At 69.7% G+C, this 17221-nt stretch carries 20 protein-coding genes and 2 tRNA genes; 8 read left to right on the top strand and 14 right to left on the bottom strand.

The features are described from left to right. Position 1: 1 nt before the first annotated feature. The 5 genes from D455_RS0109825 to D455_RS29940 form a co-directional block, all read right to left on the bottom strand. Positions 2-1012 (bottom strand): 3-oxoacyl-ACP synthase III family protein, encoded by a 1011-nt coding sequence (locus tag D455_RS0109825; RefSeq protein WP_017570554.1) that lies wholly within the window; start codon positions 1010-1012, stop codon positions 2-4. 89 nt (positions 1013-1101) lie between these two features. After that, positions 1102-1665: a DUF2165 family protein gene (locus D455_RS29955; protein WP_017570553.1), complete on the bottom strand. Its 564-nt coding sequence runs from the start codon at positions 1663-1665 to the stop codon at positions 1102-1104. Beyond that, complete coding sequence (locus tag D455_RS29950; protein ID WP_394296634.1) at positions 1665-2504, bottom strand: HAD family hydrolase; 840 nt, start codon at positions 2502-2504, stop codon at positions 1665-1667. Before D455_RS29950 ends, D455_RS29955 begins: the two co-directional genes overlap by 1 nt. A 68-nt stretch (positions 2505-2572) precedes the next feature. Next, positions 2573-3364 (bottom strand): AfsA-related hotdog domain-containing protein, encoded by a 792-nt coding sequence (locus tag D455_RS29945; protein ID WP_160167838.1) that lies wholly within the window; start codon positions 3362-3364, stop codon positions 2573-2575. A gap of 219 nt (positions 3365-3583) precedes the next feature. Beyond that, positions 3584-4714 (bottom strand): MFS transporter, encoded by a 1131-nt coding sequence (locus tag D455_RS29940; protein ID WP_338037820.1) that lies wholly within the window; start codon positions 4712-4714, stop codon positions 3584-3586. 242 nt (positions 4715-4956) lie between these two features. On the opposite strand from D455_RS29940, the gene D455_RS0109800 reads away from it, so the two are divergent. After that, positions 4957-5574, top strand: coding sequence for a TetR/AcrR family transcriptional regulator (locus D455_RS0109800; RefSeq protein WP_040684765.1), 618 nt, complete (start codon positions 4957-4959; stop codon positions 5572-5574). A 64-nt stretch (positions 5575-5638) separates the two neighbouring features. Here the strand turns inward: D455_RS0109800 and D455_RS0109795 are convergent, their stop codons facing one another. The 6 genes from D455_RS0109795 to D455_RS0109770 form a co-directional block, all read right to left on the bottom strand. Further along, the gene (locus D455_RS0109795; RefSeq protein ID WP_017570548.1) at positions 5639-6268 is read right to left on the bottom strand and encodes a hypothetical protein; all 630 of its coding nucleotides are present in this window, start codon (positions 6266-6268) and stop codon (positions 5639-5641) included. Between the two features lie 396 nt (positions 6269-6664). After that, a complete protein-coding gene (locus D455_RS0109790) occupies positions 6665-7201 on the bottom strand; it encodes a helix-hairpin-helix domain-containing protein (protein ID WP_017570547.1) in 537 nt (178 codons plus the stop codon). A gap of 41 nt (positions 7202-7242) precedes the next feature. After that, positions 7243-7614 (bottom strand): VOC family protein, encoded by a 372-nt coding sequence (locus tag D455_RS0109785; RefSeq protein ID WP_017570546.1) that lies wholly within the window; start codon positions 7612-7614, stop codon positions 7243-7245. A gap of 56 nt (positions 7615-7670) precedes the next feature. Continuing rightward, complete coding sequence (locus D455_RS0109780; RefSeq protein WP_017570545.1) at positions 7671-8210, bottom strand: class IV adenylate cyclase; 540 nt, start codon at positions 8208-8210, stop codon at positions 7671-7673. 289 nt (positions 8211-8499) lie between these two features. Beyond that, on the bottom strand, positions 8500-8661 hold the full coding sequence (locus D455_RS32770; protein ID WP_017570544.1) for a DUF397 domain-containing protein: 162 nt from the start codon (positions 8659-8661) through the stop codon (positions 8500-8502). An 11-nt stretch (positions 8662-8672) separates the two neighbouring features. Further along, positions 8673-9476 (bottom strand): helix-turn-helix domain-containing protein, encoded by an 804-nt coding sequence (locus D455_RS0109770; protein WP_083922194.1) that lies wholly within the window; start codon positions 9474-9476, stop codon positions 8673-8675. Between the two features lie 363 nt (positions 9477-9839). Here D455_RS0109770 and D455_RS0109765 point away from each other — a divergent pair, with 363 nt between their 5' ends. Together D455_RS0109765 and D455_RS29935 are read left to right on the top strand one after the other, a co-directional pair. Further along, positions 9840-10277 (top strand): ATP-binding protein, encoded by a 438-nt coding sequence (locus D455_RS0109765; protein ID WP_017570542.1) that lies wholly within the window; start codon positions 9840-9842, stop codon positions 10275-10277. Next, positions 10274-10510, top strand: coding sequence for a hypothetical protein (locus tag D455_RS29935; RefSeq protein ID WP_017570541.1), 237 nt, complete (start codon positions 10274-10276; stop codon positions 10508-10510). The genes D455_RS0109765 and D455_RS29935 overlap by 4 nt, the downstream gene beginning before the upstream one ends. 127 nt (positions 10511-10637) lie before the next feature. On the opposite strand, the gene D455_RS0109755 is transcribed toward D455_RS29935, so the two are convergent. Beyond that, complete coding sequence (locus D455_RS0109755; protein ID WP_026122479.1) at positions 10638-12125, bottom strand: aldehyde dehydrogenase family protein; 1488 nt, start codon at positions 12123-12125, stop codon at positions 10638-10640. Positions 12126-12287: 162 nt separating this feature from the next. Here D455_RS0109755 and D455_RS0109750 point away from each other — a divergent pair, with 162 nt between their 5' ends. Beyond that, positions 12288-13190 (top strand): helix-turn-helix transcriptional regulator, encoded by a 903-nt coding sequence (locus tag D455_RS0109750; RefSeq protein WP_017570539.1) that lies wholly within the window; start codon positions 12288-12290, stop codon positions 13188-13190. A gap of 432 nt (positions 13191-13622) precedes the next feature. On the opposite strand, the gene D455_RS0109745 is transcribed toward D455_RS0109750, so the two are convergent. Next, positions 13623-14423 carry an SAM-dependent methyltransferase gene (locus D455_RS0109745; protein ID WP_017570538.1) on the bottom strand — a complete coding sequence of 267 codons (801 nt, stop codon included), beginning with the start codon at positions 14421-14423 and terminating at the stop codon, positions 13623-13625. A gap of 119 nt (positions 14424-14542) precedes the next feature. After that, positions 14543-15355, bottom strand: a complete 813-nt coding sequence (locus D455_RS0109740) for an SAM-dependent methyltransferase (RefSeq protein WP_017570537.1) — start codon at positions 15353-15355, stop codon at positions 14543-14545. Between the two features lie 246 nt (positions 15356-15601). Here D455_RS0109740 and D455_RS0109735 point away from each other — a divergent pair, with 246 nt between their 5' ends. The 4 genes from D455_RS0109735 to D455_RS32760 form a co-directional block, all read left to right on the top strand. Continuing rightward, positions 15602-16375: a nucleotidyltransferase domain-containing protein gene (locus D455_RS0109735; RefSeq protein WP_017570536.1), complete on the top strand. Its 774-nt coding sequence runs from the start codon at positions 15602-15604 to the stop codon at positions 16373-16375. Positions 16376-16754: 379 nt separating this feature from the next. Further along, positions 16755-16829 (top strand) — tRNA-Pro (locus tag D455_RS0109725). 17 nt (positions 16830-16846) lie between these two features. After that, positions 16847-16918: transfer RNA gene (locus D455_RS33730), tRNA-Arg, on the top strand. Between the two features lie 80 nt (positions 16919-16998). Beyond that, positions 16999-17221: hypothetical protein (locus tag D455_RS32760; RefSeq protein WP_152487042.1), on the top strand; the 223-nt coding region annotated here is incomplete at its 3' end.

Raw genomic sequence — 17221 nt, 5'->3', positions numbered from 1 at the left:
CTCACCAACGCATGAGCGCGAACCCACTGGCCATCCCACCGCCGAACCCGGCCAGCAGGAGCATGTCACCAGAGCGCACGTCACCCGAGCGCGCGGCCGCGTCCAAGGTGATGGGGATGGAGGCGGCCCCCGTGTTGCCGTACTCGTGCACGGTCGTGTGCACCCGCGCCGCGACCAGACCCAGATCCCGCGCCAGCCCCTCGATCATGTGCCCGTTGGCCTGGTGCGGGACCAGGTGGGAGATGTCGGCCTCCGGCACACCGGTGTCCTTGAGGAACGCGCGTACGGCGGGTGGGACGTACTCGCTGACGAAGTCGCGTACACCGCGACCGTCCATCTTGAAGTAGTGCTCTCCGTTGGCGAGGGTCTCCTCACTGGCCGGAAGGCGACTCCCGCCCGCCGGGACACGGATGAGGTCGCGGTGCACCCCCGAACTGCTGAGCTTGGTGGCGATCATCCCCCGTCCCCGAGGCACCGGGCCGAGCACCACCGCGCCCGCTCCGTCACCGAACAGCACCACCGTCCGGCGGTCGGTCGGATCGAGTATCCGGGAGTACACGTCCGCTCCGATCACCAGGGCGTAACCGCCCCCTGGTGACGCGCCGAGCGCGCGCTGCACCACCGACAGCGCGTAGACGAACCCGCTGCACACCGCGTTGAGGTCGAAGGCCGCCGTGTCCGGGTCGGCCCCGATCCTCTCGGCGACGGCGGTCGCCGAGGGCGGCTGGGGAGAGTCCGGGGTGGAGGTGGCGACGACGACGAAGGACAGGTCGGCCGGGCTGACCCCTGCCCGTTCCAGCGCCGCGCGCCCCGCCTTCGCGGCCAGGTCGGACGTCGCCTCCCCGGTCTCGGCCCATCTACGACTCCGGATGCCGGTCTTACGGACGATCCACTCGTCGTCGACCCCCGCCGGGGCGCCCACCTCGGTGTTGCCGACCTCCCGCCGGGGCAGGTGGGAGCCGGTGCCGATCACTCCGACCGGTCTGGGTTCGGGGGTGCTGGTGTGTTCCATGTGCTCTCCTATTGGATCGAGTCTGCTCGGTGCGGACGGCGGTGTCGGGTGCGGACGGGCCGGACGGCGGCCCGTCCGCACCCTCCCTGTCAGGCCGTGTCGCCGGGAGAAGGGTCGGCGCGGGGCAGATTGACCAGGACCATCGCGCCGATGGAGATGATGAGCAGGGTGAAGTGCACCTGCTGGACCGCGGGGATCGCGATCCAGTACCCGAACCACAATCCGCCCACGAGGAACATCAGAGCCAGACCCGCCAGGGAGCAGAGCGCGATGTTGCCCAGGAGGGTCGCGCGGGTGCCGTCCCCGCGACCGAAGAACAGACGCACGTGCGCCACGGTCGCCGTCCACAACAGCACCACGCTGAGCAGCTGGTAGGCGATGACCGCGTAGAGCGCGGGGGCGGCCAGGCTCTCGGGGAGTGCCCGGCCCACGAGCCCGTTGCCGCGGACCGGATCGTCGACGAGCCCCTCCATCGTCAGGACCTGCCCGATGAGGGCGATGTTGGTTCCACTGTCGACGATGTTGTTGAGCATGATCAGGCTCAACCAGGCGGCCATGCCGCCCAGCACCAGGGTCTGCGGACAGAGCAGTCCCGTACCCATGCGTGCCGAACGGACCCCGGTGTCGGACCTGCGCCTCGTCTGTACCATCATCAAACTCCCGTCGGTGTGGGCCGCCCGGCGGAGTCCGGGGCGGCGTGGGTCTCGGTTCCCGTTGACCAGTGCGCGAGCGCGCAGCCGCAGCAGCACCCGTCTCCGTGGTGGAGGGAAACGCGCACGGATGGTGCGCCGGTGTACGGGCGCGACGCCGGGGACGTCTCCAGCACGGGCCATCCACGCACGACCGCGTGCGTTCGAAGGTCCGGGTCGGCACCGACGACGTGCGGGTGCCCGACGGCCTCCAACAGCGCGAGGTCGCTGATGTGGTCTCCGTAGCCGTGGCTGTCCGGCAGGGAGAGCCCCCGGGATGCGGCGAACTCCACGGCTGCCTCCCCCTTGGCCGGGCCGATCATGGTGCGTGCGACCTCACCGGTGAACAGACCACCACGCACCACCGGCTCGCTTCCCAGCGCCGCGGTCGCCCCGAGTGCCTCGGCGACCGGATCCAGGCAGGCGAAGAAGGAGCCCGAGAGGAGGACGATGTCCGCGCCGGCGGCGCGGTGGCGGTCGAGTTCGCCCACGGTGGAGGCGTGCAGGAAGCCCGGGTCACGCATCCGCTCGGAGAACCAGCGCCTGCCGCTCGCGGCGACCCTGTCCCGGGGCTCCCCCTGGTAGAGGCGGTAGTAGGCGCGGTTGACGGCCTCACGGGGGGCGCCCCGCCGTGCCCGCCCGCGCAGTTCGCCCGTAAGCCGGTCGTAGACCGACGGCGACTCACCGCGTTCGCTCAGGTAGAAGGCCAGGAAACTGAACATGCTCTTGTCCGAGACCAGGGTCTCGTCGACGTCGAAGAAGGCCCCGTAGCGGGGTCTGTACCGTGTTCGGCTCTCCAACACGGTGTCTCCTCCCTGTGTGGTGGATGGCTGCGGACCGGACGATCCAAAGGTGTGGCGCATGGGAGGTCTCAGCCTGAGAACGCGGTGGCGTGCTCGTCGTGCCGCGCGGAGGTGTGCGCCAGCACGTGGTCGAGGGCCCGTTCGGCACGGCGGTGCTCGACCGCCTTCAGCACGGTCGCGTCGAAGGCGGTGAAGGCGACCTCGCAACGCGCCGAGCGACGGCCGCCCTGCTCGATGTCCACACGCGCGGTGAACTCCAACCGTCCGGGGTCGGACAGGTCGGCGGACTGGATGAGGTACCGGATGCGCGCGTCGACCGGAAAGAGGAAGTTCTCGAACGTGGTCGCCAGGGAGTTGATGACGAAGTAGTAGTGACGCTCGGGCCAGCGGTGCGTGTAGTACCGCTCGGTGACGGCGAGGAACATCTGGCGCGCCGCCTCGACCACGACCATGCCCTGGGTGTGTTGGCCGGTCTGGTGGTCGAGCAGGAACTCGTTGTTCTGGTGCAGGCGCAGGGCGGCGTGGAAGATTTGGTCGTCGTGGCGCCCGAGGTCGGCGATCAGCACGTTCTCCTCGCGGTGCTTGTGCGCCTCGGCCCTCCTGGCGAGAGCGGGCGGGTGCTCCTGGAGGAGGATGCGGTCCTCCAGGCCGCGGCGTCTGAGCACGACGCGTATGTGGTCCCACTCGTATCCACCGATGCCCTGCCCTCCGCTGAGGGCCATCGGGCCCGGGACGTCGTCGTAGGCCCCGGCCCTGAGCTCACCCAGGAACGCACTGAGGGTCCGGACCCGATCGTGCACCGCGAATCCGGCGAACCGATCTCCCACGACACAGTAGGAAGAAGCAACCTGGCTGGACATCGAAAGAACCTTTCTTGGATGGGAATTCATTCAGGTTTTCCGCCACTCTCCACACACGGAGAGGACAGCAGAAGAAAGGAAGTGATCTCAACCGGAAAACGACAGGACAAGAGCCTTGGGGAAACTCGTAGGTCCTGGATTTTCCAGAAAGGAGAAGGAGTGGCGGGGGCGTTCGAAACCGGTCGCGCACAGGGGCGCTGACCGCGACCGGTTCCCTTCTCAGAGCTGGCGCGCGTCCTTGGAACGGACCATCAGCCCCAGGGCCAGCAACGCCCCGACGGCCAGGATCGCGGCGGCGGCGACCGACACCGCGGGGAAGCCGAATCCGGCGATCAGGGTGGCCAGTTGCGGGCCGAGCCCGGCACCGACGAAGAGGAAGAAGGTGTAGAGCGCGACGGCACTGCCGCGCGCGGCACCCGCCCTCGCACCGATGGCCTGGACGAGCCCGGGGGCCGCCACCGCGATACCGGCGACGAAGACGAAGAGGCACGCCCCGATGGCCACACCCCCGGTGAGGAACGCGCAGACGAGCAGCAGCAGGGCCGCGGCGCCGAGCGAGAGGGCGACCCGTCGCTCCGGTCCGATCCGCGCCAACCAGGGGGTCAGCAGCGGGATGGCCAGCATCGCCGGGAGGGCGCTGGCGCGTAGGGCCAGCAGGGCGCCGGCGTCTCCGGCGAGCGACGGGGGCCCCGCCACCTGCAAACCGCTGTAGACACCCACGAAGCCCGTGAGGACCGTCAGCGTGACCCCGTACAGCAGCAGGAGCCGCCCGTTGCCCAGGAGTCCGGCCATGGCGGCGAAGGCGTCGGCCACCGTCGTCTTCCCGACGGCCCCGTCCGCACGCAGGACCAGCCACAGTCCGACCGCGCCCAGGGCGAGCGCGACACCGCTGACGAAGAAGACCGTTTCCCAGCCGGCCGCCTGCCCGATGGCCTGTGCCGCGAACTGCCCCAGGACCGCCGCGGCGAGGAAGGAGCTGGTCAGCCAGGTGATGGCGGTGACACGACGGTTCGGGTCGACGCGGGAGGCGATGTAGGCGAAGGCGGAGGGGGCGAAGGCCGCGGCCACGAGCCCCTGGACCGCGCGCAGGACGAGCGCCGCCCCCAGTGACGAGGCCAGGGGAACCAGGGCGGTGACCATGGCGGTGACCGTGAGACCCGCGACGATCGTGCGGCGGGGCCCGAACCGGTCGGCGGCCGGTCCGGCGAACAGGAAACCGACGGCGTAGGCGGTCGCGAATGCGGTGGCCGTCCACGCGACCGCGCTGGAGCCGCTCCCCCAGTCGGCGGCCATGAGGGCGAAGAGCGGAATGACGGTGTAGAGCTGCCCGACCACCATCATTCCCGCCAAGGAAAGCGCAGCGACGGTCATCACAAACGACATGCGCGTAGCAGGAGGAGCGCCGCTCGTGACGCCCTCGGTTTTTATCGGTGCCATGCTTTCACTATTGTGACCAACCAGTTGGTTGCCAAGATGGAAATGGGCTTTCCCGAGTCCGGATCCGGCCATGTATCTTACCTCACATATTACAATATGGAATCATTGTGCCACTCAGTGCAACCAACCAGTTGGTATTGCACTATCATGTCGTCATGACGAAGAGAACGGAAACAACTCGCGCACTCCTGCTCAACGCCGCCCGGACGGAATTCGCCGCATACGGGATCGCGGGCGCGCGCGTGGACCGCATCGCCGAACTGGCCGGGGTCAACAAACAGCGGCTCTACGCGAACTTCGGTGACAAGGAACATCTCTTCCAGCACGTGGTGAGCGACGCGCTGGACGAACTGTCCCAGGTCGTGGCCCTCGACGGGGACACGGACCCGGCCGCCTACGTGGCTCGTGTGTTCGACTACCACAGGGCCAAACCCGAACTGCTCAGGCTCCTGCTGTGGGAGGCCCTGCACTACGGCGAACAGCCACTTCCGAACGAGGAGAAACGGAAGGCCCCCTACGAGGCCAAGCTCTCCTCCCTCGCGCAGCAGCTCGGCACACCGCTCACGCTCGACACGCGGCACCTGCTGCTGAGCCTCATCGGTCTGGCCGCGTGGCCGCAGATCACGCCCCAGCTCGCCCGACTGATCGTGGGCCCGGACGCCCACGAAGACGAGTCCCAGGAACGCCTGCGGGATCACATCGTCGAGTTCGTCCGAAGCGCCACGCACACGGCTCCGTCCGCACCGGAGGCCGGTACGGACGGAGCCGCATGATCGGGGGCGGCGGTCAGCGGTTCCGGTGGGCATGAGCCTCAGGCCCGCCGCCCGTCCGATCCGCTCACGCGGTGCGGTCGACCAGGGCCGCGGGCGGGGGCGGCTGTTCTCCGCTTCCCTCCAGCGCGGCGATCCAGGCGTCGTGCAGCCACATCTGCGTGGCGCGCCGCTGGGCCGTCGTGTCCCAGGTGATGTCGCGCTCGAAGGTCACCACCCGCGAGTCGGCCCCGATGATGACCCACGCGTAGCGACCGTCCTCATGGCGGGTCTTGACCTTGACACCGGGGATGACGTGCTCGTTTCCGTCCTCGTCCACGACCGTCTCGTCATGGCGGTCCACCCACTGCTCGGTCAGGCCCTGGAGGTAGTCGTCGTCGAGCCGTCCCAGCCAGCTGTAGGCGGCCTGACGGGCCTGCTCCGCGTCCGGCAGGTCGCGCGGGTCGTTGTTCGCTTCCGGGTCCAGGGCGGTGTAGCCGACGACGCGGCCGTCCTCACCCCTGACGACGGAGAGGTGCGGCCCTTTGAGGCGCACCTCCTCGGTGGGCTGGTAGCGCGTGACCGTCACCCGTTCGCCGTCGTGGCCTCCGGTGCGAACGTCAGCCTCGTACCAGCCGGAGGGAAGGGTGAGACCGAGCTCCTCACCCAGGGAGGCCCGCGCGTCCGCCTCTTCGTTCCTGTCCACCGTCACTTCCATACCGTCCTCCTCGGTGGTCTCCGATGCGTGGCCAGCCGGGTCCGGCGCCGCATCGCTCCTGTCATCGGCGTAAGCCCAGATCGACGAGCCGAGCACGGCGACAAGTGCCATGGTGGAAGCACCGATCACCAGAGGCCGTGTCCGGACGGGCCCGGCGGCGGGTCCTCGTGTCGCCATGGTCGTCACTCCTCTCAGGCCGCGCCGAGGCGAACCGGGATACACCCCACGGCCCGGGGCCCGGTCTCGACGCGGGGGCATCACCATAGAACCAACCAACTAGTTGGGTGTCAATGCGATGCGTCGGAACCCGCCGCCCGATACGGTGACCGCACACGGCGAGAGCCCGCCATGCCATGCACGCGGGCTCTGGAGGAAGCGTCCTTCCGGGAGTAGCCGTCAGCGCAGCGACATGCCCTCGTGCTCCAGGTGTTCGTTGAGGATCCGCACGGCCTTGGGGCCGACGCCGTGCAGGGCCAACAGCTCCTTCTCCGTGCGGGTGGCGACCCGCGCGAGGGTGGGCAGCCCCGCGCCGAGCAGGGCGCGGGTGGCGGGTCCGCCGATGGCGGCCGGAAGGTCGCAGTCCGCTGGCCCGGTGCCCGCGTCGGCGGCGGCGAGGTCCTTCGCCATCTGCTTCGGGGCGCGGCAGGACCACGAGGCCCGGACCAGGGCGTTGAGGTCCTTGCCGTTGACGTCGGCCAGCGGAAGCCGGAAGCCGATGAGCGTGCCCGTCCGCGTCAGCCGCTCCCCCGTCGGATGCGCGGCCTCAGCGGTCTCGACCTCGGCGTCCGGTAGGCGGAGCTGTACCCAGCCGTCCCCGGTCACCGAGACGAAGCCCTTGCCGCGCACGGAGAACGCGAGCATGCCGGAGTGTGTGCCCTCCTCGACCTCCGGAAGGGCGAGAGCGGCCTTGCGCAGTTGGGACACGGTAGTCATGGGGCGATGTTAGGCGTCCCCGCCGACACGGGGGCGGAGGGTCAGGAGGCCTCGCCGGGTCCGTGCAGCAGGCAGAACTCGTTGCCCTCGGGGTCGGCGAGCACCGTCCACCTGACGTCCTCGGGCTGGCCCACGTCGACCTTCACCGCGCCCAGCCCCAGCAGCCTCTCCAGTTCCTGGGCCACCGTCAGTCCGTTGGTGACGCGAAGGTCCAGGTGCAGGCGGTTCTTGACCGTCTTGCGCTCGGGAACGGCGAACACGTCGACGCTCAGCTCCGCCTCCTGGTTCGGGGCGAGGCTGACCCCGTCCTCGTCCTCTTCCACGATCGGCCAGTCCAGCACACGGCTCCAGAACGCGGCCACGGTCTCGAAGTCGATCGCGTCGATGGCGATCGCACGGATACGGCTTCCCATGCCCGCACCCTAGGGCCGTGTCCCGGCCTTCCGGAAGGGATTTCTCGGACTGGTTGTCAGTTCGTCGAGGCGGTGTGGACGAGGAGGTCGTAGGTGTCGGTGGTGCGTTCCAGATCCGCACCGAGTCCCCGGACCCACGCGTCGAGTTCCGTCTGGGCCGCCGGGCCGTCGCGGTCGTCGTCCACCGTCAGCTCGACCTCCAGGAACGCGCCCACGCCGTGCAGCTCGTCCACGCACACGGCGATCTCGCCCGCCCGGCCGACGCGGCGGGTCTTGACGATGCGGATCGCGGGGGCGTAGCCGAGCCGGAGGAGGGCCAGGTGCATCTGTTCCCGGTCGGCGACGGCCGTCTCGTGCTCCACGCACTCCATGGCGTTGGCCACGGGGGTCTTGGTGGTGAAGACGTGCAGGCCGTTCTGGGTGCGCAGGCGGGCGAAGGTGTGGCCGGTCCTGGGCATGCCGAACTCCCAGCCCGCTGGGGCGTAGGCCTGGTCGTCCTGTTCGGCGGGCGCGGAGAGGGGGACCCCGGCGGTGTCGAGTGCGGCCAGGAGCGCTTCGAGGTCGGTGACGCGGTACTTGGCCTCGATCTCGCGCATGCGGGCTCCTGGGGGGGTGTTGGGGTTCTCGGGTTCCCAGGAGCCTACCGAGAGTGATCAACCGATGGGTGAGAACGAGGAAACCGGCCTCTCACCATGCCGTTTGCTTGGTGGAGACCGACCAGGGGTCCGAAGCGGTGACCGGAAAGGCTCCCCGGTCCCGCCTCATCCGCCGTGATCTTGTACTTATAGCGAGTCTCGACGCTCCAACCTCGCTATAAGTACAAGATCACCGCAGGTCAGAGCGCTCCAGCCACCTCAGCAACACTTCCGGCTGGCCCGCTAACGACTAACGCACAGCGCTGATCAGGGCCGTCCACTCGGCGGCGGGGACGTCAAGGTGGCCTAGTTCCCGGTTCTGCGTGTCACGCACACCAGTCACAGCGCCCTCAGCGACCTCCACACAGTGGCCTTCGTTGCCGCTGTAGCTGGACTTGTGCCAGTCCCTCACGTCTCTTCCCCTCACAGCGATGCGATGAAGTCAAGGCTTTCTGCCGGGGAGAGCGCCAAACCGCGCAGCGCCCCAAACCTCTGATGGCAGTCTGCCACGACTTGAGCATCCATGATCACTTGGCCCGAACCAGGTGCTTCCGCGTACACGAGAGACTCCGCGTGAGTCATGTTCAACAGCACCAGAGGGCCGTTCATCGCGCTGTGCGCGCCCCGTTCGAACGGCAGTACCTGAAGTTGCACATGTGGTAGCTGAGCCTTTTCGACCAACTTCAGGCATTGCTCCTTCATCACCTCCTTGCCACCAACAGGCCTGCGCAGTGCCCCCTCATCAAGGACGAACAAGGCCAGCGGTGGATCTGGCCGGGACAGGACCTGCTGCCGCTGGAGCCGCCCTTCGAGACGTCGCTCTGTCTCCTCCTCGGCAAGGGGCGGGAAGGACGAACTGACAATCACTCGGGCATAGCCCTCGGTTTGCAAGAGGCCAGGCACCGCTTGGGGTTGGAACTCGCTGATAACCCGAGCTTTCGCTTCGAGTTCAACGAACTGCTCCAGCCACCACGGCTGTGTTCGCTTCGCTCCAGGCCACATGTTGAGTAGCCCTCCGTGGGCTTCAAGTGCCCTGTCAGCGAGTTCCGCGAATCTCTTGGATGGCTTACGAATCCCGCGCTCAACAGCGCCTACCTGCTGCTTTGAAGTCCCCACCTGGACACCAAGCTGCTTTTGCGACATATCAGACAATTCTCGCAGCCTGCGAAGTTCTTGCCCGAATTGAACGATGGCAGCACGTTCAGCGGCATTGGTCCTACTGGGCATGGCTACATGAAACCACAGGTGGCAACAAACAGGAATAGCACGAATGTCTTCGGATTCAGTTCTCGACCACAGCTGGAGTATCTCTTCCCTGTTCAGGCAGGGTGACTTCAAGACATCAGGACAACGAGAAATCTTCGAACCGGGGCGCCCCGCCCACGTAGGACAAGCAGTAATCCCCGGGTGCGGGGGCGATCGGGCAGGCCGTCCCACTGAGGCGGCGGGACGGCCACCTTCCCCTTCATCCCCTTTGTGGGGTTAAGGGCGAAATGCACAAAAACCCCAGGCACGAAAAACGCCCCGGAGCCGCAAGCACCGACCCCGAGGCGAAGACCCACCTGAGCAGAAACCCAAGAGGTGAGACGAATGCATTCTATCCACCGACCTCCCGCACTTCCACGGCGCCTGTGCCCAACCCCCACCACATCGGGAATCCTGCTCGGATCCGACCCGGACCACGTCGCCATAGCCCGCCGCTGGGCCGTCCAGTCCAGCCGCTCCCGGCCCGACCTGGCGCAGCGCCTCCGCCTCACCGTCTCCGAGCTGGTCACCAACGCCCNCGGCGACCCCGGCGGCACCGTCCGCGTCGAACTCGTCCGCACCCGCCTGCACACCGAACTCCGCGTCACCGACAACGGCCCTCGACCCGGCCCGTTCATCGACTTCCCGCACATCCCGCACGCCGACCCCCTGCGCGTCGGCGGCAACGGCCTGCGCCTGGTCGACTCCCTCTCCCTGTACTGGGACTGGCTCGGCCACGCGGGCGGCCCCCTCACCGTCCGCGCGCTCTTCCCGCCCTCATGAGCTGGAACCCCAGCCACGACCAGGCCCGGTACGACACCGCACAGGCCCTCACCCGGCGGCACGCCCCGCGCTGGCTCATCCTGTGGTCACCCTCCAACCGGGCCTACTACGCCTTCCACCGGGGCCACACAGCCGTAGCACCCCTGCGCGAGGCCACACCCCGACAACTGACCGGGGAGATACAACGCGTCGAACGCCGCATCGCCCACGACCGCCACAACCGTCACCCCTGAACCGGTGCGGCGGGGCGCCCTCACCCCGTGGAGGACTTCCCCGCCGCACCCTCGGGCCCCGGCTCCCTTCCCCGGCCGGGGCCCGCCCATCACAACCGATCCAACGCGGACCAGCCCGGATCAGCCCTCAAAGCCGGACCATGACCGCCTTGGTCTCGGTGTAGGCGTCCAGCACCTCGGTACCGTGCTCGCGCCCGATGCCCGACTGCTTGAAACCCCCGAACGGCACCGTTCCCGAACTCATCTCCCCCCAGGTGTTCACCCACACGGTCCCCGCCCGCAGCGCGGCAGCGACGCGATGGGCGACGGAGACATCCCGGGTCCACACCGAGGCGGCCAGGCCGTAGACCGTGTCGTTGGCCAGGCGCACCGCCTCGTCGGTGTCGGTGAACGTCATCAGCGCCGCCACCGGCCCGAAGATCTCCTCCCGGGCCACGCGCATGTCGTTGGTGACGCCCTCGATCAAAGTGGGCGGCACGAAGAGACCCGCCCCCTCCGATGACTCCCCGCCCAGGACGACGGCGGCGCCCTCCTCCCGGGCCACGTCGAAGTAGGCGGTGACCCGCTCGTAGTGCCGCCGGAAGGCCAAAGGACCCATGGTGGTATCGGGATGGAAGGGATCCCCCGGAACATAACGGGCCATCTCCCGGCGCAGCAGCCCACCGAACTCCTCACGCACCGACGCGTGCACGAACACCCGGGTCCCCGCCACGCACCCCTGCCCACTCCCGGCACAGAACCCCGCGGCGGTGTGGGCCGCGGCGGCCTCCAGATCGGCGTCGGGGAGGACGATGACGGGTGACTTACCACCCAGTTCGAGGGTGACGCGCTTGAGGGTGTCCGCCGAGGCCCGCAGAATGCGCCTGCCCACCGGACCCGACCCGGTGAAGGAGACCTTGTCCACCCCCGGGTGGCCGACCAGGGCCTCCCCCGTCACCGAACCCGGTCCGGTGACGATGTTGACCACCCCGGGAGGCAGCTCGGTCTCGGCCAGGAGTTCGGCCAGGCGCAGGGCGCTCAGCGGACTCTGCTCGGCCGGTTTGAGCACGATGGTGTTGCCGGTGGCCAGCGCCGCGGCGATCTTCCAGGCCGTCTGCAACACGGGACCGTTCCACGCGATGACCGCGGCGACCACCCCGACGGGCTGACGCAGGGTGTAGTGCAGGCCCGAGGGATCGCTGGGCGCGGTCTGGCCGTAGATCTTGGTGGGCCAGCCCGCGTAGTGCCGGTACACCTCCACCGCGTGGTCGACGAAGAAACGCGCCATCGTCAGGGGAGCACCCATGTCGAGGGCGTCCAGCGTCGCCAGCTCCTCACGGTGCGCCTCCACCACGTCGGCGATCCGCAGCAGCACACGCCCGCGTTCCTGGGGCGTGGCGGACGACCACGAGGGAGCCTCGAACGCGGTCCGTGCCGCGGCCACGGCCGCGTCCACGTCGGCGGGACCGGCCTCGGGGACCCGGGTGAGGACCTCCTCGGTGGTGGGGTCGACGGTCGCGAAGGTCGCGGCGGTGGTCCTCCAGCCACCGGCGACGAAGAGCCCCCGCGGCCCGGTGTCCAGGAGCGCGGGCCGGGGACGCGGGGTCGACGCGTCGAGCGTCGGGGGAAGGGACATGGTGTGCCTCCAGGCGGAGTCGTGGCCGGAGGAGGCGGAACCGGTTCCGGAACCGCCGCCCGGCACGAAGCTAGGCACGGTGCTCCGAGTGTGGGGAGCACGCCTTTGCCTGGGACTGGCGGACCCACCCTGACCGCGGCTCCGTCGGTGACAATGGGGACCATGAACGACGGTTCCGCGCGCGAGCTCGCCGACTTCCTCCGGGCACGGCGCGCCAGGCTGAGCCCGCAGGACGTCGGGTTCGCCCCGGGAGCTCGCCGCAAGGTGGCCGGTCTTCGCCGTGAGGAGCTGGCCCTGCTGGCCGGTGTGAGCACCGACTACTACCAGCGCATGGAACAGGGTCGCGTCGTGCGTGCCTCCGAGGAGGTCCTGGACGCTCTGGCCCGTGCCCTGGAACTGGATCCCGACGAGACGCGGCACCTGCACACCCTGGCGCGCGCCGCACGCCACCCCGCGCCCGAGCGCCGCCGCAGGGCGCCCGAACGCGTCCCCGTGAGTACGCGGCGCCTGCTGCACACCATGTCCGGTCCGGCGATGGTCCTGGGCCGCCACCTGGACGTACTGGCGTGGAACCCGCTGGCCGGGGCCCTCTTCGGAGGACTGGACGACCTTCCCCGCGAGGAGCGCAACCTCCTCCGGGCCCTCTTCCACCACCCCGACGCCCGCGACGTTTGCCCGGACTGGGAGGCCAGCGCCAGGGAGTACATCGGTATGCTGCGCGCCGCCGTGGCCGCCGACCCCGACCATCCCCGCGCCAGGGAGCTCGTCGGCGGGCTGAGCATCCACAGCGAGGAGTTCCGGCGCTTCTGGGCCCGCCACGACGTGCGGGAGAGCACGCACGGAAGCAAGCGCTTCGTCCACCCCATGGTCGGAGAGCTCACCCTGGACTGGGACGCCTACCCGCTTCCCGGCGCTCCCGGACCGGTCCTGGTCGCCTACACGGCCGAGCCGGGAACCGGGGACGCCGAACGCCTCCAGCTCCTGGCCGGGCTCCTGCCCGAGCGCGGAGGCCCCGGGCGGGACCCGGCGCCTCCGCACGACACGGGAACCGCTCACAACAGGTAGGGGAACACCGTCAGCACCGGACCGGCGATGGCGATCACCCATGTGGAGGGCAGCGTCGGACTGGACCACGACCCGACCGGAGAGCTGGTCTTCCCGTACCCCTGCGCGGAACGGTGGGCCGCCTACCGGACGCGCCCGGCCGGTTCCTGCTCTCCTACGCTCCGCTCGCGCGGCGGCGTCGTCCCCACCCACGGGGGGCGAGGCGCCGACCACGGCGATGGTGCCGGACACCACCGAGGCCTCCTCCTACGCGCGCGTCCTCGAGTACCGACTGCCCGACCGGGACGCGCGCTACGTCATGGTCTTCGTGACCAACGGCGAGGACGACCATCGCCATCGCCCGCGCCGACCGGGCCACGGCGCGCGGCGACGCACGGCGACACACGGCGACGCACGGTCCCGGTGGAGGGGGCGGACGCCGCCGCTCCGCGGTCAGGCCTTGCGGCCGACACCGCCGTACTGGTCGACCTCGGCCGGAAGGCCCGCCCCCTCCCCCTGCACCGGAGGCCGCCAGCGCGTGACCGAGACCAGACCCGGCTCGACCAGCTCCAGCCCCTCCAGGTAACCGCCGATCTGCTCGGGGCTGCGCGGGATGTAGGGAACCGCGCCGCTCTCGTTGTACTCGTCCTGGGCCGTCACGTTCTCCTGGCTGTGGACGTTGCTGCCCTCGCTGACCGTCAGGTAGCTGCCCGACGGAAGGCCCGCCAGCAGGCGCCGCACGATGGAGACGGCCTCCTCGTACTCCCGCACGTGGCCCAGGACGCCCAACAGCATCAACGACACCGGCTGGTCCATGTCCAGTAGCTCCGACGCCTGCTCCAGGATCGCCTCGGGCTCGTACAGGTCGGCGTGGATGTACTGCGTGCGGCCCTCGGGGGTACTGGTCAGCAGCGTCCGCGCGTGGGTCAGCACCAGCGGGTCGTTGTCGACGTAGACGATCCGGGCCTCGGGCGCCACCGACTGGGCCACCTCGTGGGTGTTGTTGGCCGTGGGCAGTCCCGTGCCCACGTCCAGGAACTGGCGGATGCCCGCCTCCCCCGCCAGGTGGCGCACGGCGCGTTCCTGGAAGGCGCGCGAGGCCCGAGCCATCCGCGCGATGCCGGGGAAGGCCTTCAGGAACTGGTCGCCCGCCTCGCGGTCGACGGGGTAGTTGTCCTTGCCTCCCAACCAGTAGTTCCACACCCGTGCCGAGTGCGGCACCGTCGTGTCGATCGCCGGTCGCTCAACGCTCATGTTCGCTCTCACTACTCGTCGTTCGCGGGGCCCGAGTGGTCCCAAGCCCGGTCTCTGTGTCACGGACGCGCGTACGCGGACCCTCCCGGGTCCGGTGGGCGCGTTCCGTTCCGGAGGCGTCAGGCCTTGCGGGCCACACCGCCGTACTCGGCCACCGGCCGGATACCGCCCACCTCGGTCGGCTCCGGACGCCACAGGGCGCAGGAGACCACGCCCGGCTCCAGCAGTTCCAGTCCGTCGAAGAGCGCCGTGATCTCCGCCGCCGTGCGGACGGTGAGCTTGGGCGTCCCGCGCTCGTTCCAGGCCGCGGCCACCTGGTGGGCGCGCTCGTGGTCGATGTCGTCGGTGGGGTGGGAGAGCACCAGGAAGCTGCCCGGGGCCAGCGCGCCCAGGAGCCGGTCCAGGATCGAGCGGACCTCGGCGTCGTCGGCCACGAAGTTGACCACGCCCAGCAGCATCAGCGCCACGGGCCGTTCCAGGTCCAGGGTCCGGCCCGCCGCCTCCAGGATGGCGTCCGGGTCGCGCAGGTCGGCGTCGACGTAGTCGGTGACTCCCTGGTCGCTGCCGGTGAGCAGGGCCCGGGCGTGCGCGAGGACCAGCGGATCGTTGTCCACGTAGACCACCCGAGCCCCGGGGTCCACCGACTGGGCGACCTCGTGGGTGTTGTTGTGCGTGGGTAGCCCCGTGCCCACGTCCAGGAACTGTCGGACGCCCTCCTCTCGTGCCAGGTGGGTCACAGCGCGCACGAGGAACCCCCGGTCGGCGATCGCGTTGTCCACGATCTCGGGGAAGAACGAGCGGATCTGCTCGCCCATCTCCCGGTCCACGGGGTAGTTGTCCTTACCGCCCAGCCAGTAGTTCCAGATGCGGGCGTTGTGGGGGACGGAGGTGTCGATCTTGGGGGCGGAACCCTCGGAGGTCTCAGGGGGCACGGTCCTGCTTTCGTTCTCAACTGACGACAAAAGGTGCGTACGCGGACAAGTAAAGGGCTCCCCGAAGCCACCGGCAACCACCGACCCGCGTGTGCGGCACCGCCGGCAACGACCGTGCGGCCGCGCTTCGCCGCCGATCACCACCGAAAAGCGTTCGTGGACTCCACCGCGGGGCCGATAGGTTGCACGGCGACCCTCCCGACGGCCACACCAGCCCAGCACCCCGACGACAGCCAGGAGCAGCCGGTGAAGCACTCCGTCCCCGAGTTCGCGCGGATCGCCGAAGAGGGCACCATCCTGCGGTGCCAGGTGGGCTCGGGCGTCCACGGCCTCACCGTCGACGACCAGAACGACCGCGACGAGATGGGCGTCTGCGTGGAGCCGCCCGAGTACGTCATCGGCCTGCGCCCCTTCGAGCAGTACGTCCACCGCACCCAGCCCGAGCACACCCGTTCCGGCCCCGGCGACCTGGACCTGACCGTCTACTCCCTGCGCAAGTGGACTCGGCTGGCCCTGGACGGCAACCCCACCGTCCTGCTGCCCCTGTTCGTCCCCGAGGACGAGCTCGTCACCATCACCCCCCTCGGCCGCGACCTGCGCGCCAACGCCCGCCGCCTGCTCTCCCGCCGGGCGGGTCTGCGTTTCCTGGGTTACCTGCGCGCCCAGCGCGACCGCATGGAGGGCCTGCGCGGCGGCAAACACACCAACCGGCCCGAACTCGTCGAGCGGTTCGGCTTCGACACCAAGTACGCGTACCACATGGTCCGCCTGGGCATCCAGGGCGTGGAACTGCTGGAGACCGGCCACCTGACCCTGCCCATGCCCGAACCCGAGCGCGCCTGGCTGCTCGCGCTGCGGCGCGGCGAGTACGGCCGCGACCAGGCCCTCCAGCGGGCGAACGAGCTGGAGGAACGCCTGGCCGTCCTGTGCGAGACCTCCGACCTGCCCGCCGAACCCGACACCGCCTGGGCCGACCGCTGGCTGGTCGACGCCTACCAGCGGGCCTGGGCCGAACGCTGACCGCGCTGGTCACAGGGGCCACCCGACGGGGCTCCGGCGCGGTCCCGGGATAGGGTGATCCCCCGGAGAGGTACGCGCCGCTCCCGGTCCCCGGGCAGCACCAGCGCGGCGGGCGCCGCGTGCGGTGCCCGTGAACAACGAACACTAAGGAAACACCATGGTCGGATTCGCCGCCCTCGTGCTCATGGTCGTGGGACTGACGATGATGCTCGCCACCGGGATCCTCGCGGCGGTCATCAAGACCCGCTGACGGCCACGGGTGCGTCCACGCGGACGCACCCGTCAGGTCCTCCCCGGCCTCTCCCGTTTCGGGTTTCGGGTCTCCCGCGAAAAACCCTTTCACTCCCCCTTCCCGGAACCGCTACCGTGGTCCCCGCGACGACGTGTAGCTCAGCAGCAGAGCACCCGGCTTGGGACCGGGAGGGCGCGGGGGCGGAACCCGCCACGTCGGCCAAGGCAGGAAACAGACCACGGCGTGTAGCTCAGAAGTAGAGCACCAGGCTCCGTTCCTGGAGGGCGCGGGGGCGGAACCCGCCACGTCGGCCGGACGGCGTGTGGCTCAAACAGGCAGAGCGCCCGGCTTCACACCGGGAGGGTGCGGGGGCAGGTCCCGCCACGCCGGCATGACGAAGGACGACACCACCCCCACCCAGGCCAACCCCGGCTACGCCGTCGGTCGGATGGCCAAGGCCCTGACCACCGCCCTCACCCACGCCGACCCCCACGTCCGCGAGGCAGCCCGCTCCCGCGTCGACGCCTGGGAACGCGTCGTCAACGGCATGGGCGACGGCACCCTCACCATCGGCTCCCGCACCCCGGTCAGGGACCTGCCCGCATGGGTCACCC

The organism is Nocardiopsis halotolerans DSM 44410, assembly GCF_000341065.1.
Classification (GTDB): domain Bacteria; phylum Actinomycetota; class Actinomycetes; order Streptosporangiales; family Streptosporangiaceae; genus Nocardiopsis; species Nocardiopsis halotolerans.
The sequence above is the reverse complement of the archived record's forward strand: the minus strand, read 5'-3'. Positions and strand labels throughout refer to the sequence as shown.

Coding starts and splice junctions, on each gene's coding strand:
- D455_RS0109825 (WP_017570554.1), bottom strand. CDS start 1,012: ATGGAACACACCAGCACCCCCGAACCCAGACCGGTCGGAGTGATCGGC.
- D455_RS29955 (WP_017570553.1), bottom strand. CDS start 1,665: ATGATGGTACAGACGAGGCGCAGGTCCGACACCGGGGTCCGTTCGGCA.
- D455_RS29945 (WP_160167838.1), bottom strand. CDS start 3,364: ATGTCCAGCCAGGTTGCTTCTTCCTACTGTGTCGTGGGAGATCGGTTC.
- D455_RS0109800 (WP_040684765.1), top strand. CDS start 4,957: ATGACGAAGAGAACGGAAACAACTCGCGCACTCCTGCTCAACGCCGCC.
- D455_RS0109795 (WP_017570548.1), bottom strand. CDS start 6,268: ATGGAAGTGACGGTGGACAGGAACGAAGAGGCGGACGCGCGGGCCTCC.
- D455_RS0109790 (WP_017570547.1), bottom strand. CDS start 7,201: ATGACTACCGTGTCCCAACTGCGCAAGGCCGCTCTCGCCCTTCCGGAG.
- D455_RS0109785 (WP_017570546.1), bottom strand. CDS start 7,614: ATGGGAAGCCGTATCCGTGCGATCGCCATCGACGCGATCGACTTCGAG.
- D455_RS0109780 (WP_017570545.1), bottom strand. CDS start 8,210: ATGCGCGAGATCGAGGCCAAGTACCGCGTCACCGACCTCGAAGCGCTC.
- D455_RS0109770 (WP_083922194.1), bottom strand. CDS start 9,476: ATGCCCAGTAGGACCAATGCCGCTGAACGTGCTGCCATCGTTCAATTC.
- D455_RS29935 (WP_017570541.1), top strand. CDS start 10,274: ATGAGCTGGAACCCCAGCCACGACCAGGCCCGGTACGACACCGCACAG.
- D455_RS0109755 (WP_026122479.1), bottom strand. CDS start 12,125: ATGTCCCTTCCCCCGACGCTCGACGCGTCGACCCCGCGTCCCCGGCCC.
- D455_RS0109750 (WP_017570539.1), top strand. CDS start 12,288: ATGAACGACGGTTCCGCGCGCGAGCTCGCCGACTTCCTCCGGGCACGG.
- D455_RS0109745 (WP_017570538.1), bottom strand. CDS start 14,423: ATGAGCGTTGAGCGACCGGCGATCGACACGACGGTGCCGCACTCGGCA.